Source organism: Actinacidiphila yanglinensis (assembly GCF_900107965.1).
Taxonomy (GTDB): domain Bacteria; phylum Actinomycetota; class Actinomycetes; order Streptomycetales; family Streptomycetaceae; genus Actinacidiphila; species Actinacidiphila yanglinensis.
Window position 1 is genome coordinate 194628 of sequence record NZ_FNVU01000002.1, and the last position, 13874, is coordinate 208501.

A 13874-nucleotide genomic window follows, 5' to 3' on the forward strand; every position below is an offset into this window, starting at 1 on the left:
GACCTGCCGATCCGGACGGCAGGTCCCTGGGCCGTACCCCCGGGAGATCGACGTGTTCTGGTTCATGCTCATCGCGCTCGTCGCGGTGGTCGCCGCGGTGGCACTGGCCGTGCTCGGCGACGGCGGCGCGCTCAAGGACTCCACGCCCGACCGGATCGAGGACCGGCTGCCCCCCGACCGGCCGCTGGTCCGCGCCGACGTGGACGCGGTCCGGCTGCCGGTGGGCCTGCGCGGCTACCGCATGCTCGACGTGGACGAGGTGCTGGAACGGCTCGGCGCGGAGCTGGCCGAGCGCGACGCGCGCATCGCCGACCTGGAGGCCCACCTGGCCGGTGCGCACGCCGGCGCCCCGCGCTATGAGGCCCCCGGCCCGGGCGGCGGCGTACCGGCCGTCCCCCCGGGCGCGCCCGGACCCGGCTACGGCTACGGGTACGGCTACGGCAGCACTCCCGGCGGCGGCTACGGCGAGGCCCCGGCCCGTCCCGCGCCCGGCCCGAACGACTTCCCCGGGGACGCCGGTGAGTGACGCGGTCCCCGGCCCGGACGGCCGGCTGCGCTGCCCCTGGGGGCTGTCCACGCCGGACTACGTCGCCTACCACGACGAGGAGTGGGGCAAGCCGGTCCACGGCGACGACGCCCTCTTCGAGCGGATCTGCCTCGAGGCGTTCCAGTCCGGGCTGTCCTGGATCACCATCCTGCGGCGCCGCGAGACCTTCCGGGCCGCCTTCGCGCGGTTCGACATCGACAAGGTCGCCGCGTTCACCGACGAGGACCGGGTCCGGCTGCTCGCCGACCCGGGGATCATCCGCAACCGCGCCAAGGTGGACGCGGCGATCGCCAACGCGAGCGCCGCACGGACCGTCCGCGAGAGCTACGACGGCGGGCTGGACGCCCTGATCTGGTCCTTCGCGCCCGACCCCGCCACCCGGCCCGCCCCGCGCAGGCTCGCCGACGTCGCCGCCACCACCCCCGAGTCCACCGCGCTGTCCAAGGACCTCAAGAAGCGCGGCTTCCGGTTCGTCGGCCCCACCACCGCGCACGCCCTGATGCAGGCGTGCGGTCTGGTCAACGACCACCTGGCCGACTGCTTCGCCCGCTGACCGCGACGGGCCGGGGCGGGCGTCGCGCCGGCCCCGGCGGCGTCTCGGGGGCGGTCGCGGTGCCGGCCGGTCCCAGGGGCGGGTGGAGGGCTCAGCGGCCCTCGAACCGCGGCCTGCGCTTCGCGACGAACGCCGAGACCGCCTCGCGGTGGTCCGCCGAGGCCCCGGCCCGGGTCTGGAGGGCGTCCTCGCGCTCCAGCGTCTCCGCCAGGGTGTGCGAGGCCCCGTAGGCCAGCGCCTCCTTGATCGCCGCGTACGCGACCGTCGGCCCGTCGGCGAGTTCCCGGGCCACCGCGACCGCGGCCTGCGCCAGCTCGTCCGCCGGGAGCACGCGGTGCACCAGGCCGAGCGACAGCGCCTCCTGGGCGGGGACCGGGCGCGGGAAGAGCAGGAGTTCGGCGGCCCGCGCCTGCCCGACCAGCCGGGGGAGGGTCCACGACATGCCCGAGTCCGTCGAGAGGGCCACGCCGGCGAACGCCGTGGTGAAGGACGCCGTGTCCGAGGCGAGCCGGTAGTCCGCGGCGAAGGCGAACCCGGCGCCGGCCCCGGCCGCCACGCCGTTCACCGCGACCACGACCGGCTTCGGCATGGTGGCGATGGCGGTCGCGATCGGGTTGTAGTGGTCGGCGACGGTCGTCATGCCGCCGCCCGCCTCCAGGATGCCGACGTGCTCCTTGAGGTCCTGGCCCACGCAGAACGCCCGGCCGCGCGCGGTGAGCAGCACGGCGCGCACCGCCGCGTCGGAGGACGCCGCGCGGAGCGCCTCGCGGAGCGTGTCCTTGGTATTCGTGTCGAGCGCGTTCATTGCCTCGGGACGGTTCAGAGTGACCGTCGCCAAGCCGTCCTCGACCTCGTACAGCACGCTCTCGCCCATGCCAGAACCCCTTCGTCGCGGCAAGTGTCCTGGCCAGGATGCCGGACCCGAGGAGCCCCCGACATGTGACGTACATCAAACCACTCGGGGCCCCGAAGCCGCCCGGTCCGGCGAAATAACCGGGTTTGGGACTCGGGAATGTACAACGGAGTGCTACGGCTATTGGTCATCGGGTCCGCTGATGCGGGATAATGGCCGAGAACCAATGTGTTCGAGACCGAGCTGGTTTCAGGAAGGGGAACGAGCATGGCGGCCATGAAGCCGCGGACGGGTGACGGCCCGCTCGAGGTGACCAAGGAGGGGCGGAGCATCATCATGCGCGTTCCGCTGGAGGGTGGCGGGCGGCTTGTGGTTGAGCTGACCCCGGACGAGGCGGACGCCCTGGGCGACGCGCTGAAGAAGGCCATCGTCTGAGACCAGCGATCCAGAATCGTCGCGGCCACGTACGTCCTTGGACGTATGTGGCCGCGTCTTTTCCCCCGCGTCAGGCGCGGCGGACGGCGCAGAGCAGGCCGTCGTCGGTCGGCAGCAGCACCGGGGCGAGCCGCGGGCTGTCCCGGACGGCGCGCATCAGCTCGCGCAGGTGCAGTGACTCGGCGTCCTGGTGCGCGGCGTCCAGCGCGCGGCCCTGGGCGAAGGCGCCCTCGAAGCACAGCACGCCGCCGGGACGCAGCAGCCGCAGCGACTCGTCCAGGTAGTCCAGGCACTCCAGCCGGTCGGCGTCGCAGAAGACCAGGTCGTATCCGCCGTCGGTGAGGCGGGGCAGGACGTCCAGCGCCCGGCCGCAGATGAAGCGGGACCGGTTGGCGGCGATCCCCGCCTCGCGGTACGCCTGGCGGGCCAGCTGCTGGCGGTCGGGTTCGGAGTCCACGGTGGTCAGCACCCCGTCGGGCCGCATCCCGCGCAGCAGGTGGATGCCGGAGACACCGGCGCCGGTGCCGATCTCGACCACGGACTTGGCGTCGCACGCGCCGGTGAGCAGGCGCAGCGCGGCGCCGGTGCCGGGGGAGACCGCGCGCAGGCCGGCGGTACGCGAGCGGGCACGCGCGCGTATCAGGGCGTCGTCCTCGGCGACGAACGCGTCCGCGAACGCCCAGCTCGCCTGCCGGTTGCCGGTAATGGCCGCTCCCCTTGTCTTGGTGTTCCCCTTGCTATTGCGCCGCCCGGGCGACTGTATCCGCTGCCACCGGGAACCTGCTGATGGGACCGGGCGTTAGTGAGGTGTCAGTGCACACGGGTGGCAAGAGCACCCGGCGGGGACGGAGCAGCAGCCCCCTCTCCGCTTTGGCAACAGCGCACTTATCCGGAGCTAACGGGCGAGGTGGATATGGTAGGGGCTCTACTGGAGACCACCAGAGCCGACAGGGGAGGTGCGGCTGCGGCCGGTGACCGAGGAATGCTCGACCGCTTCCGAAGGTCCGCCGGACAGCCCAAATCCGTGACCAACACAGCTGATGACAGTTCACAGAGGACTGACTCCGCGACCGCGACCGCGACGTTCGCCACCGACGGAGACGCTCAGACGTGGACGCCTCCTTCCTGGGAGGAGATCGTCAGCACGCACAGTGCCCGGGTGTACCGGCTGGCCTACCGCCTGACCGGCAACCAGCACGACGCGGAAGACCTCACCCAGGAGGTCTTCGTGCGGGTCTTCCGCTCCCTGTCCACCTACACGCCCGGCACCTTCGAGGGCTGGCTGCACCGCATCACCACGAACCTGTTCCTGGACATGGTGCGGCGCCGGCAGCGGATCCGCTTCGACGCCCTCGGCGACGACGCGGCGGAGCGGCTGCCCAGCCGCGAGCCGTCCCCCGCGCAGCACTTCAGCGACACCCACTTCGACGCGGACGTCCAGCAGGCGCTGGACACCCTCGCCCCGGAGTTCCGTGCCGCCGTGGTGCTCTGCGACATCGAGGGATTGTCGTACGAGGAGATCGCCGCGACCCTCGGGGTGAAACTCGGCACCGTGCGAAGCCGCATCCACCGCGGCCGCTCGCACCTCCGCAAGGCTCTGGAGCACCGGGCGCCCGGAGCGCGCCCGGCGCCCGCGCTCGCTGCCACCGCACCCAAACCCCTGGAGGGCGGGAGAGCGTGAGCAGCAGCGGTTCAGGCGAGCAGTACCGTCCCCCACGTCCTGCACCTGCCGAGCAGCACCTCGGTGACCGACTCGCCGCCTTCGTCGACGGCGAGCTGACGGATGACAGCCGGGACCGGGTACTGGCCCATCTCGCGACCTGTACGCAGTGCAAGGCGGCCGCCACCGAGCAGCGCCGGCTGAAGAGCGTGGTCGCCGGCTCCGAGCTGCCGGCCATCTCGGCCGGCCTGCTGGCGCGCCTTCAGGGACTGCCGGCCATGGACGGCCAGGACGGCCCCGGCGGCCCCGGCCGCCCCAGCGGCCTGTCCGCCGACGAGGCCGGCGACGCCGGTGTCACCGGCGGGCTCGGTCACATCGGCCACCGGCGCGGCCCGTTCGACGGCGGCTTCTTCGGCTCGCGGCCGACGCTGCCGGACTCCGTGCTGTCCGACCCCGGCCGATCCGGTCCGGACCGGTCCCACCCGGCGCGATCAGGCGGCGCCGCGCGGCGCGAGGAGTTCTCCTTCCTCGGCCCGGCCGCCGACCTGGTGCCGTCCGGTGACGGCCGCGGCCGCGGCTTCCGGATACACGACAGCACCTCGCGCGGCCGGCGGTTCGCGTTCGCCGCGGCCGGCGCCTTCTCGATGGCCGCGATCGCCATCGGCAGCGCGCTGCCGATGGAGGCGGCGATGGACAGCGGCGCCCGGCCCGACGACGGCCCCGCGGTCAGCCCGCTCAGCGCCGGTCAGGTCTCCGACACCCGCGGCAGCATTCCGCGCGGCGTGCTGGGCGCGGACAGCGAGGACCGGCGGCAGCGGCGCGACCCGATCGTCGCCGCGTCCGCGACGTCCGTGCCGCTGATCGTGCCGGTCCAGGACACCTCGGACCGCTCGTTCGTGCTGCACTGAGCGGTGGTCAGCAGCCGGATCGTGACCGGTGGCGGCGTAAGCCTTTACCGGTCGTCGGCATAGTGTTGGCCTCAGCCACTCCCGTATCGCTCGTTCGGGCAGGTACCGTAAAGTGCGCCGGTCCCTGCCCATGCCGGCCGTGGACGTCACAAGGAGCTGCAAGGTGTTCTTCGACATAGGCCCGCTGGAGCTGGTCGCGCTCGTGGTCCTTGCCGTGCTCGTCTTCGGCCCGGACAAGCTGCCGAAGGTCATCCAGGACACGATGGCCTTCATCCGGAAGGTGCGGGAGTTCTCGGACAGCGCCAAGGAGGACATCCGCCGCGAGCTGGGGCCGGAGTTCAAGGACTTCGAGTTCGAGGACCTCAACCCGAAGACCTTCATCCGCAAGAACCTGATCAACGGCGAGAACGACGAGTACGGCCTCGGCGAGCTGAAGGAGCTGCGCAACAGCTTCGACCTGCGCAAGGACATCTCCGAGGTCACCGATCTGCACAAGGACATGGCCGAGATCACCGACGCGGTCAACGGGGCGAAGACGGGCGTCAAGGGCTCGTCCGTCGCGTCGGCCTCCTCGGGGACCTCGGAGAGCCCGGGTTCCACCGGGTCGGGTGAAGCCGACTCCTCGGGTACTCCTGACCGGCTGAAGAAGCAGGGTCCGGAGGACCCGCCGCCGTTCGACGCCGACGCGACCTGATCCGGACCTCGTCAACCGAAATCAGCTTTTTCACCCGATTGCATGACCGTTGTCCGTGTGTTCGGCATCACCCCGCGCCGTTTCGCGCCCCCAACCCGCCCATGGTCGGGCAAGATGACATGTCGCCCAGGAGGGCGGTCATCGAGGAGGCGCGACCCATATGGAGACGAAGACCGGCACGCAGCAGGGGGCGGTCGACGGGTACCTGTTGGCCGACTTCCCCTGGTACGGACTGGACCAGGCATTCACCGGGCCCCGGTGGCTCGGTCTGCTCGGCGCCAGCGCGGACGGGACCGTCGAGCACGGAGCGATCGGGCACGGCGACGAGCCGTCGCTGAAGGCCGAGGCCGCCGACCCGGAGGGGCAGAAGTTCGCGGTCGTGGTCACCGTCGCCCACCGGCCGCTGCGGCGCAGCGCCGACGGCACCGGGGTCATGGAGGCCACCTCGGTCTCCTCCGCGGCCTGGCTGGCCGGTTCCGGGCTGCTCTCCGCGACCTGGCCCACCCGGATGGATCGCGCGCTGCGGCAGGACTGGCTCGACCAGCAGACCTCCACCGCGTGGGAGCTCGCCGACGAGCTGGACGGGCCGGGATGGTCCTCCCTCACGCTCCCCGTGGACGGCGAACCCACCGCGTTCCACTACCGCGAGTCGGAGTACGGCTGGGTGATGGCCGGCTCCGCCGCGGGGGTCCACCTGGGCGCGTACGGCCGCAACATGTCCGCGTACGGGCTGGCGCTGGCGGCCATCCCCGATCTTGCCTCGTACGAGGCCTGAGCGGACCCTCCGGGGTGCCCCTGTCCGCCGGTCGAGGGACCTCGCGGTCCGCTGTGGCTTGTCGCGCAGTTCCCCGCGCCCCCCTGTGGGTGACCCTCTTTTCGCGGAGGGACCCGCACATACCAGGGGCGCGTGGGGGCGCTCCCCCAGAGCTCCGCCTGGGAGGTACCCCCACAAGCCACCGCGGATCGCGAGGTCCCGTCGCTGGCAGGACGGGGCAGTCCGGGGGGTCGGCTAGAACTTGTTGCGGGGGGTGATGCCGAGGGACATGCCCGCGAGGCCGCGGGAGCGGGTGGTGAGCTGCGCGGCAATCCCGCGCAACGCCGCACCCGCGGGGGACTCGGGAGCGCTGAGGACCACCGGATTCCCGTCGTCGCCACCCTCCCGCAGTCGCACGTCGATCGGGATGCGGCCGAGCACCGGGACCGTCGTGCCGGTGGTGCGGGACAGCCCCTCGGCGACCCGGTCGCCGCCGCCGGTGCCGAACACCTCGACGATCTCGTCGCAGTGCGGGCACGGCATGCCCGCCATGTTCTCCACCACGCCGACGATCTTCTGGTGGGTCTGCACGGCGATCGACCCGGCGCGCTCGGCGACCTCCGCCGCCGCCTGCTGAGGGGTGGTCACCACGAGGATCTCCGCGTTCGGCACGAGCTGGGCCACGGAGATCGCGATGTCGCCGGTGCCGGGCGGCAGGTCGAGCAGCAGGATGTCGAGGTCGCCCCAGTAGACGTCCGCGAGGAACTGCTGGAGCGCGCGGTGCAGCATCGGCCCGCGCCAGACCACCGGCGCGTTGCCGGGGGTGAACATGCCGATCGAGATGACCTTCACGCCGTTCGCCGACGGCGGCATGATCATGTTCTCGACCTGGGTGGGCCGGCCCTCGGCGCCCAGCATCCGGGGCACGCTGTGCCCGTAGATGTCCGCGTCGACCACGCCGACCTTCAGCCCGTCGGCGGCCATCGCGGCGGCGAGGTTCACCGTCACCGAGGACTTGCCGACGCCGCCCTTGCCGGAGGCGACGGCGTAGACCCGGGTCAGCGAGCCGGGCTGGGCGAAGGGGATCTCCCGCTCCGCCTGGCCGCCGCGCAGCGAGGCGGCCAGCTCCTGGCGCTGCGCGTCGCTCATCACGTCCAGCGAGACCCGCACGGACGTCACACCGGCCACGCCCTGCACCGCGGCCGTGACCCGCCCGGTGATCTCGTCCCGCATCGGGCAGCCGGAGACGGTCAGGTACACGGTGACGGCGACGCTGCCGTCGGCGGCGATGTCGACGGATTTCACCATGCCGAGTTCGGTGATCGGCTTGTGGATCTCCGGGTCGTCAACGGTCGCCAGCGCGGCGCGTACGGCGTCGTCGGTGGGGGTGCCGGTCGGGGTAGAACCGTGCAGAGCGGTAGCCATACGAACGAGGATACGGCGGCGCCGAGCGGCCCTTCAGCGGCCCCGTCCGTCGCCTTCGTCACTGCGCGGGGCGCGCCGGTCGCGGTGCCGCTCGCCGTGGCGTTCGCGGTGCCGCTCGTCCGGCTGCTCGCCGTCGTACCGCCGCTCCTCGATCTCCTTCACGAGGTCCTGGAGCTCCGAGCGGATCCAGTCGCGGGTGGCGACCTCGCCCAGGCCGAGCCGCAGCGCGGCGACCTCGCGGGTCAGGTACTCGGTGTCGGCGATGCTCCGCTCGTTCTGCTTGCGGTCCTGTTCGAGGTTGACCCGGTCCCGGTCGTCCTGCCGGTTCTGCGCCAGCAGGATCAGCGGGGCCGCGTAGGACGCCTGGAGCGACAGCATCAGGGTCAGGAAGATGAACGGGTAGTGGTCCCACTGCAGGTGCCGGGGCGCGAAGACGTTCCAGAGCACCCAGACCACGATCACTGCCGTCATCCAGACGATGAACCGCCCGGTGCCGAGGAAGCGGGCCACCCGCTCGGAGAGCTTGCCGAACTCCTCCGGGTCGTACGACGGCAGGAGACTGCGGCGCGGCGTCAGCGGCTGGTCCAGCCGGTTCTTGCGCGGACGGCCGGTGGCGGTGGCACCGGAGGGGTGGCGGGGCCGCTCCCGCTCGTCAGCGGTCATCCGCGGCCTCCGCGATCGGGTCGGCCGGCGGGTCCGCGGGTCCGCCGCCCTCGGGGCCGAGCAGCGTGGTCTCCCGCCAGTCGTCGGGCAGCAGGTGGTCCAGCACGTCGTCGACGGTCACCGCGCCGAGCAGCGAACCGCTCTCGTCCACCACGGGCGCGGAGATCATGTTGTACGTCGCCAGGAAGCTGGTCACCGACGGCAGCGCGGTGTCGGGCTCCAGCGGCTGGAGGTCGGTGTCCACGATCGCGCCGAGCTGCGTGAACGGCGGGTCGCGCAGCAGCCGCTGGAAGTGCACCAGACCCAGGTACTTCCCGGTCGGGGTGTCGTCCGGCGGCCGGCACACGTACACCTGGGCGGCCAGTGCGGGGGACAGGTCGGGGTTGCGGATGCGGGCCAGCGCGTCGGCGACGGTCGCGTCGGGGCGCAGCACGATCGGCTCGGTCGTCATCAGCCCGCCCGCGGTGTGCTCCTCGTAGGACAGCAGCCGCCGTACGCCCGCGGCCTCCTGGGGCTGCATCAGCGTGAGGAGGCGTTCCTGCTCGTCGTCGGGCAGTTCGGCCAGCAGGTCGGCGGCGTCGTCGGGGTCCATCGCCTCCAGGACGTCGGCCGCGCGCTCCTCCTTGAGCTTGCTGAGGATCTCCACCTGGTCGTCGTCCGGCAGCTCCTCCAGGACGTCGGCGAGCCGGTCGTCGTCCAGCGCGGCGGCGACCTCGCCGCGCCGCTTGGGCGACAGGTGGTGCAGCACGTTCGCCAGGTCGGCCGGGCGCAGCTGCTCGAAGGTCGCCACCAGGTTCTCCGCGCCCTGGCCCTCCTCGGCGAGCGAGAAGCCGCTGACCGTCGACCAGTCCACGGTCAGCGTCTCGCCCTTGCGCCGCAGCGCCCCGCTCTTGCCGCGGCGGACGAAGACCTTGTCGATCTCCCAGTCCCTGCGGGCGGGCAGTTGGGCCATGGACACGTCCAGCACGGTCACCTCGGCCGCGCCGGGCTCGTCGGTGTCCAGCCGCACCCTGCGGTCCAGCAGCTCGCCCAGCACCAGCGTCTCGGTGGGGCGCTGCTCGAAGCGCCGCATGTTCACCACGCCGGTGGTGATCACCTGGCCGGACTCCACACCGGTGACCCGCGTCATGGGCAGGAAGATCCGGCGCCGGCTGACCACCTCGACCACCAGCCCGAGCACGCGCGGCGGGCGTCCGCCGACGCGCAGCATCACGACCACGTCGCGCACCCGCCCGACCTGGTCGCCGTTCGGGTCGAAGACGGCGACGCCGGACAGGTGGGAGACGAAGACCCGGGGGGCGCCTGCCGGCATGTTGGGGGCCTCCTGCCGGTCCGCGGTGGGCTGCTCCGGTGCGCGCGGTCCATCCCGGCGCACGGGGCCAGGCTACTCCGGGCCGATCTTGCCCGCCCCACGGGATGGTTCCCGGGGGTACCCTGCGGTAGCTTCTGGACCGCTCGCAGCCGCCGTCCCTGGAGGAAGAGAACCCGTGCACCACGGCCGCAGGACCGTCGTCGCCGCGCTGGCCGCTCTCGGCGCGAGCGGCCTGCTCACCGGCTGCCTCGGCTTCGGTGGCGACCCCGACGCGGGCACCAACGGCGTCGGAAAGCTGCCCCCGCAGACCATCGAGCAGAAGGCGAAGTCCGCCGCGGCGGGCGCCGCCGCGGTCCGGCTGGCCGGCACCGTGGTCAGCGGCGGCCGGACGTACCGCCTCGACATGCGGCTGCGCGCGGACGGCGGCGTCGGCGAGGTCAGCAGCAAGGGCGCCACCTTCCAACTGCTGCGCGTCGGCGACGACCTGTACCTCAAGGCCGGCGCGGACTTCTACGGTGACGGCGGCAGCGACGCGAACAGCAAGGCCGCCGCCGCGAAGCTCAACGGCAAGTACGTCAAGGTGCCGCCGGACGACCCGTCGTACCAGCAGTTCTCCGGGTTCACCAACAAGAAGACGCTGCTCGCCGAGCTCTTCGTGCTCGACGGCACCCTCAGGACCGGCGCCCACCGCAAGGTCGGCTCGACCCGGACCATCGCCCTCGACGGCAGCAAGGGCGGCTCGCTGGACGTCTCCCTCAAGGGCTCGCCGTACCCCCTGCGCTACCAGCGCGCGGGTGACGCCGGCACCCTGACCCTCTCGGACTGGGGCGAGGAGTTCTCGCTCGCCGCGCCGGCCAAGTCCGAGGTGCTGGACTACGGGAAGACGGTCGGGAAGTAGGACGTCACCCTTGGCGGGCGCGCGGTCAGGTCCTGGCGCTCAGGTCCTACGGCGGCGGGCGAGGAGCTTCGGCAGCCCGGCGGGCGCGGCCTGACGGGTGGTCGCCGGGGTGGGGACGGGGGCCGCGGCGCCCGAGCCGTCGGGCATCGCACCCGGGTGCTCCGGTACCGGCCCGGCCGGGGCGAGGCGGAAGACCTGGCAGTCGGCCGCCCAGCGCGACGGCACCGCCTCCGCGTCGACCGCGTTGAGCCGCTTGCCCTTGAGCTCCCCGACGGCGGCCTCCCAGGGCTCGCCGTGCGGCGCCAGCACCTCGACCCGCGCGGTCCAGGTGACCAGCCGCCCGCCCTTGTCCTTGCTGCGGACGGTCACGGTCGCCGTGCCGCCGTCCGTCAGACCCGGCACCGGCTGCTCGCCAGGACCGCAGACGAGGTGCAGGCCGCCGTCGAGCCACAGGTGCCAGACGGCCTGTCCGTTGACCCAGACCAGCCCCGACTTCTTCGTGGCCTCCTCCACCAGCGCCGACAACTCGGCGGCGGCGGAAGGCGCGGGCGCGGGGGAGGCGGGCGGCGTGGAGGGCGTCGGCATGTGCCCAGGCTAGCGGCGGCGGTCGGAGAGGATGACCAGGGCCAGGCCACCGAGGATCACCGCGAGCGCGGGATACGCGGCCGCGGGCGGGGTCTGCCCCAGCCACAGCCCGGCGATCAGCGCGGCGCCCGGCGTCTCCAGCAGGATCGCGGTCGACGTGGTGGACGGCCCCAGACCGCGCACCACCCGGTTGAGCAGGGAGTGCCCCAGCAACTGGGCGGCCACCGTCAGCGCGGCGATCTTCAGCCACGTCCGTCCGTCGTAGCCGGCCAGCGCGGACCCGGAGACCAGGCACGCGCAGAGCAGGGCTGCCGCGGTCGTCGCGTAGCAGACGAAGGTGTACGCCGTGGTGGTCGCGGTACGCCGGACCTCCGCGCCGAGCAGCATGTAGACGGCGGCGGCCAGGCCGGCGCCGAGCGCCATCGAGTCGCCCACCAGTGCCCGGGTGTCCGTCGACAGGTCGATCCCGGTGAGGATGACCGCGCCGACCACCGCGAGGGCGGTACCCGCCCACACCAGCCGGGGCGGGTGGTGGCCGCGGGCCCGCAGGATCAGCGTGGTCCAGATCGGCGTGGTCGTGCACAGGGCGGTGGACGTGGCCACGGACGTCATGTTCAGGCTCGGCAGCCACAGGCCGAAGTGCAGCGCGAGCACCAGCCCGGCGAGCACCGACAGGCCCAGCGCCCGCCGGCCCATCCGCCGCAGCTCCCCCCGGTGCCGCCACAGCGCGACCGGACTCAGCACGCCCACGGCCATCGCGTTGCGCCAGAAGGCGATGGCCAGCGCGGGGGCGGCGGTCGACGCGATCAGCGGCGCCGACAGGGACACCCCGGAGACGGCCACCGCCAGCAGCGTGAGGTCCAGGCCCCGCCCGCTGTCGGGAACGCCCGCTCCCGCACCTGCGCTCGGGGCTGCCCTGCGCGGTTCGACAGCGGTGCTTTCCGGAATGCTCACCGCACAAGCGTACGGTCCCGCGAGGGATGACCTTCCGTCCTGCCCCGACCCGGCCGGCCCTCTTTTCACGAAAGACCCGCAGATACCCAGGCGCGCTGCGGCACTCCCCCTGGCTTCGCCGGGGGTACCCCCACCCAGCCGCCGGGCTGGGGGAGGAACCGCGCGAGCAACCGGCCACCGGCAGGTGGTCCCTCAGCGGCGGGACGGGGCACCGGGGCGGGTCCGGGCCCCCGACATCACAACCACCCGTTGCGGCGGAACCCGCGATGAATCGCGTAGCAGATCGCCAGGATCGCCACGAGCACCATGGGATACCCGTACTTCCAGTGGAGTTCGGGCATGTGCGTGAAGTTCATGCCGTACACGCCGGTGATCATCGTGGGCACCGCCAGGATCGCCGCCCAGGCGGTGATCTTGCGCATGTCCTCGTTCTGCACCACGGTCGCCTGGGCGAGGTTGGCCTGGAGGATCGAGTTGAGGAGGTCGTCGAACCCGGTGACCTGCTCGTGCACCCGCGCGACATGGTCGGCCACGTCGCGGAAGTACTTCTGGATCTCCGGGTCGATCAGCCGCATCGGCCGCTCGCCGAGCAGCTGCATGGGCCGCAGCAACGGGGACACCGCGCGCTTGAACTCGAGCACCTCGCGCTTGAGCTGGTAGATCCGCCCGGCGTCACCGCCGCGCGAGGTCTTCCCGTTGTCGGCGGAGAAGACGTCGATCTCGACCTCGTCGATGTCGTCCTGCACCGCCTCGGAGACCGCGAGGTAGTCGTCGACGACCTGGTCGGCGATGGCGTGCAGCACCGCAGAGGGGCCCTTGGCCAGCAGCTCCGGGTCGTCCTCCAGCCGGTGCCGGAGCGCGCGCAGCGAGCCGTGCCCGCCGTGCCGGACGGTGATCACGAAGTACCGGCCAGTGAAGACCATCACCTCGCCGCTCTCCACCACCTCGCTGGTGGAGGTGAGTTCGGCGTGCTCGACATAGCGGATGGTCTTGAAGACCGCGAACAGCGAGTTGTCGTAGCGCTCCAGCTTCGGCCGCTGGTGGGCGTGGACGGCGTCCTCGACCGCCAGCGGGTGCAGGTCGAACGCCTCGGCGATACCGGCGAACTCCTGCTCGGTGGGCTCGTGCAGCCCGATCCACACGAAGCCGTCGCTGCCGTCGCACTGGGTGCCGGGCCGGCCGGCCCGCACCAGCTCCAGCGCCTCGCGCGGGTCCGTGGTGTCGCTGCAGCGCACGCCGTCCCGGTAGACCGCGCAGTCCACGATCGCGCTGGTGGTGCGCGGTTCGTGAGTGGGCCCGTAGTCGTACGTGGGAGGCCGGCGGAGGGTGGGCCGCAGGGCGGGACGTACGACTGCGCGCAGGTCTCGGATCATCGACATGGCAAGCTCCTTCACGGACTGGCCGACGGCATGGCGCCGCACTGAAATGCTGATCAGGGCGTGGTGATCGCAGGCAGTTCAGGGCGCTCTTCCGCTGCGGACGGGCTCCGGAGCCGGCACCTCCCCCGGCGCTGGGCCGGGAGGTGTCCCCACCGTGCAGGTGGCGCGTTTCGGACCCGGTCAGCCGGGTAGAGAACGCGAGACGTGCGGGTATGACGGGGAATTCAGTGCGCGCGATGGCATACGGAAGAGCT

16 protein-coding genes are annotated in these 13874 nt (G+C 72.5%); 8 read left to right on the top strand and 8 right to left on the bottom strand.

Annotated features, from left to right (window positions below; translation table 11 throughout):
• The first annotated feature begins 52 nt into the window (after positions 1 to 52).
• The gene (locus C4U44_RS04800; RefSeq protein ID WP_103884347.1) at positions 53 to 526 is read left to right on the top strand and encodes a cell division protein DivIVA; all 474 of its coding nucleotides are present in this window, start codon (positions 53 to 55) and stop codon (positions 524 to 526) included.
• On the top strand, positions 519 to 1100 hold the full coding sequence (locus tag C4U44_RS04805; protein ID WP_103884348.1) for a DNA-3-methyladenine glycosylase I: 582 nt from the start codon (positions 519 to 521) through the stop codon (positions 1098 to 1100). The genes C4U44_RS04800 and C4U44_RS04805 overlap by 8 nt, the downstream gene beginning before the upstream one ends.
• Before the next feature lie 91 nt (positions 1101 to 1191).
• On the opposite strand, the gene C4U44_RS04810 is transcribed toward C4U44_RS04805, so the two are convergent.
• Positions 1192 to 1974: an enoyl-CoA hydratase-related protein gene (locus C4U44_RS04810; RefSeq protein ID WP_103884349.1), complete on the bottom strand. Its 783-nt coding sequence runs from the start codon at positions 1972 to 1974 to the stop codon at positions 1192 to 1194.
• A gap of 246 nt (positions 1975 to 2220) precedes the next feature.
• On the opposite strand from C4U44_RS04810, the gene C4U44_RS04815 reads away from it, so the two are divergent.
• Complete coding sequence (locus tag C4U44_RS04815) at positions 2221 to 2388, top strand: DUF3117 domain-containing protein (RefSeq protein WP_073493047.1); 168 nt, start codon at positions 2221 to 2223, stop codon at positions 2386 to 2388.
• Between the two features lie 70 nt (positions 2389 to 2458).
• Here C4U44_RS04815 and C4U44_RS04820 read toward each other — a convergent pair whose 3' ends face one another.
• A complete protein-coding gene (locus tag C4U44_RS04820) occupies positions 2459 to 3094 on the bottom strand; it encodes an O-methyltransferase (RefSeq protein ID WP_103884350.1) in 636 nt (211 codons plus the stop codon).
• A 207-nt stretch (positions 3095 to 3301) separates the two neighbouring features.
• Here C4U44_RS04820 and sigE point away from each other — a divergent pair, with 207 nt between their 5' ends.
• From sigE to C4U44_RS04840, 4 genes are all read left to right on the top strand, one after another.
• Positions 3302 to 4069 carry an RNA polymerase sigma factor SigE gene (gene sigE / locus C4U44_RS04825; protein WP_103884351.1) on the top strand — a complete coding sequence of 256 codons (768 nt, stop codon included), beginning with the start codon at positions 3302 to 3304 and terminating at the stop codon, positions 4067 to 4069.
• Positions 4066 to 4956, top strand: a complete 891-nt coding sequence (locus tag C4U44_RS04830) for an anti-sigma factor family protein (protein WP_103884352.1) — start codon at positions 4066 to 4068, stop codon at positions 4954 to 4956. Before sigE ends, C4U44_RS04830 begins: the two co-directional genes overlap by 4 nt.
• A gap of 163 nt (positions 4957 to 5119) precedes the next feature.
• Positions 5120 to 5650, top strand: a complete 531-nt coding sequence (locus tag C4U44_RS04835; RefSeq protein WP_103884353.1) for a sec-independent translocase — start codon at positions 5120 to 5122, stop codon at positions 5648 to 5650.
• 160 nt (positions 5651 to 5810) lie between these two features.
• Positions 5811 to 6425, top strand: coding sequence for a hypothetical protein (locus tag C4U44_RS04840; protein ID WP_103884354.1), 615 nt, complete (start codon positions 5811 to 5813; stop codon positions 6423 to 6425).
• 234 nt (positions 6426 to 6659) lie between these two features.
• Here the strand turns inward: C4U44_RS04840 and C4U44_RS04845 are convergent, their stop codons facing one another.
• The 3 genes from C4U44_RS04845 to C4U44_RS04855 are packed head-to-tail and all read right to left on the bottom strand — an operon-like array spanning position 6660 to position 9804.
• Positions 6660 to 7829, bottom strand: coding sequence for an Mrp/NBP35 family ATP-binding protein (locus C4U44_RS04845; RefSeq protein ID WP_103884355.1), 1170 nt, complete (start codon positions 7827 to 7829; stop codon positions 6660 to 6662).
• A 33-nt stretch (positions 7830 to 7862) separates the two neighbouring features.
• Entirely contained in the window at positions 7863 to 8492 is a 630-nt protein-coding gene (locus C4U44_RS04850) for a DUF1003 domain-containing protein (RefSeq protein ID WP_103884356.1), read from the bottom strand.
• Positions 8482 to 9804: a magnesium transporter MgtE N-terminal domain-containing protein gene (locus C4U44_RS04855; protein WP_103884357.1), complete on the bottom strand. Its 1323-nt coding sequence runs from the start codon at positions 9802 to 9804 to the stop codon at positions 8482 to 8484. Before C4U44_RS04855 ends, C4U44_RS04850 begins: the two co-directional genes overlap by 11 nt.
• Positions 9805 to 9979: 175 nt before the next feature.
• Here C4U44_RS04855 and C4U44_RS04860 point away from each other — a divergent pair, with 175 nt between their 5' ends.
• A complete protein-coding gene (locus C4U44_RS04860) occupies positions 9980 to 10702 on the top strand; it encodes a hypothetical protein (protein ID WP_103884358.1) in 723 nt (240 codons plus the stop codon).
• Positions 10703 to 10741: 39 nt separating this feature from the next.
• Here C4U44_RS04860 and C4U44_RS04865 read toward each other — a convergent pair whose 3' ends face one another.
• The 3 genes from C4U44_RS04865 to C4U44_RS04880 form a co-directional block, all read right to left on the bottom strand.
• A complete protein-coding gene (locus C4U44_RS04865) occupies positions 10742 to 11287 on the bottom strand; it encodes a hypothetical protein (protein WP_235031809.1) in 546 nt (181 codons plus the stop codon).
• A 9-nt stretch (positions 11288 to 11296) separates the two neighbouring features.
• Complete coding sequence (locus C4U44_RS04875; RefSeq protein ID WP_407642780.1) at positions 11297 to 12241, bottom strand: DMT family transporter; 945 nt, start codon at positions 12239 to 12241, stop codon at positions 11297 to 11299.
• A gap of 236 nt (positions 12242 to 12477) precedes the next feature.
• Positions 12478 to 13620 (bottom strand): magnesium and cobalt transport protein CorA, encoded by a 1143-nt coding sequence (locus C4U44_RS04880; protein ID WP_103884360.1) that lies wholly within the window; start codon positions 13618 to 13620, stop codon positions 12478 to 12480.
• Positions 13621 to 13874 lie beyond the last annotated feature (254 nt).

What these genes read in the sequence shown, in the direction of transcription:
- C4U44_RS04810 (WP_103884349.1), bottom strand. Translation starts at nt 1,974, where the DNA reads ATGGGCGAGAGCGTGCTGTACGAGGTCGAGGACGGCTTGGCGACGGTC.
- C4U44_RS04855 (WP_103884357.1), bottom strand. Translation starts at nt 9,804, where the DNA reads ATGCCGGCAGGCGCCCCCCGGGTCTTCGTCTCCCACCTGTCCGGCGTC.
- C4U44_RS04845 (WP_103884355.1), bottom strand. Translation starts at nt 7,829, where the DNA reads ATGGCTACCGCTCTGCACGGTTCTACCCCGACCGGCACCCCCACCGAC.
- C4U44_RS04850 (WP_103884356.1), bottom strand. Translation starts at nt 8,492, where the DNA reads ATGACCGCTGACGAGCGGGAGCGGCCCCGCCACCCCTCCGGTGCCACC.
- C4U44_RS04865 (WP_235031809.1), bottom strand. Translation starts at nt 11,287, where the DNA reads ATGCCGACGCCCTCCACGCCGCCCGCCTCCCCCGCGCCCGCGCCTTCC.
- C4U44_RS04840 (WP_103884354.1), top strand. Translation starts at nt 5,811, where the DNA reads ATGGAGACGAAGACCGGCACGCAGCAGGGGGCGGTCGACGGGTACCTG.
- C4U44_RS04815 (WP_073493047.1), top strand. Translation starts at nt 2,221, where the DNA reads ATGGCGGCCATGAAGCCGCGGACGGGTGACGGCCCGCTCGAGGTGACC.
- C4U44_RS04880 (WP_103884360.1), bottom strand. Translation starts at nt 13,620, where the DNA reads ATGTCGATGATCCGAGACCTGCGCGCAGTCGTACGTCCCGCCCTGCGG.
- sigE (WP_103884351.1), top strand. Translation starts at nt 3,302, where the DNA reads ATGGTAGGGGCTCTACTGGAGACCACCAGAGCCGACAGGGGAGGTGCG.